This window comes from Rhizobium sp. SEMIA 4085 (assembly GCF_013004495.1).
Lineage (GTDB): Bacteria > Pseudomonadota > Alphaproteobacteria > Rhizobiales > Rhizobiaceae > Rhizobium > Rhizobium gallicum.
Genome location: NZ_JABEPH010000703.1, coordinates 1 through 779 on the forward strand (window position 1 = coordinate 1; position 779 = coordinate 779).

Below are 779 nucleotides of genomic sequence, written 5' to 3' on the forward strand. Positions count from 1 at the left end.
CCCGGATGACAATCCGAAGCAGCCGTCCGAGCTGGACGATCGCGTTAGCGCGTTCAAGATGGATGTCAAATTCGGAATGACCGCTGCTCAGGCCGGAGATCCGCAGCGAAAGGGCGGTCTGCTCCGAAACGCGCGGTTCCCACTGAACCGGAATCTTAAATCGCACTGAAATATCGCCCGCGCAGCCGGCGAACAGCGACTTGGGATCGTGCCAGTTCATGTCGAGAAGGCGCTTACCGCTAAGCTTTGTGCCGTCGAAGTGTTGCGCGCCGCCCTTGCCGACTTCTTCTTGAACCGTCAGGACGACTTCAAGCGGCGGATGTGGGACATCGTCGGATGCCAGCAACGACATTGCGAAGGCCACACCAACGGTGTTGTCCGCCCCAAGGGTTGTCCCCGTACCATGGATGAAATCGCCGATAACCTGAAGTTTGATGCCTTCGTTTTTAAAGTCGTGGTCAACACCCTCATCGCTCTCGCAGACGATGTCGGTATGCCCGTGAAGAATGACGGTCGGAGAGTTTTCGTAGCCGGGCGTGCCCGGCTTCTTAATGAGGAGATTGTAGATCTCGTCCTGGTAAACCTCGAAGCCGCGCGCCCGGGCAAAATCGGCGATGTGATCGCTAACCTGCTTCTCGCTGTAAGAACCGCGCGGGATGGCGCTTAGCTCTTCGAAAAAACCGAAGAAGATCGCCGGCTCGAGACCAGCAAGAATAGAATTGTCGCGTTTATCTACAGTTTTTCCAGCGGGGAAACTCATTCGGCCCTCCTCCCAATAC

1 protein-coding gene is annotated in these 779 nt (G+C 56.5%); it reads right to left on the reverse strand.

Annotation, left to right across the window (positions count from 1 at the left end; all coding sequences use genetic code 11):
- A partial coding sequence (locus tag C9413_RS32510) for a M20/M25/M40 family metallo-hydrolase (protein ID WP_348648826.1) occupies positions 1–779 on the reverse strand: 779 nt, incomplete at both ends.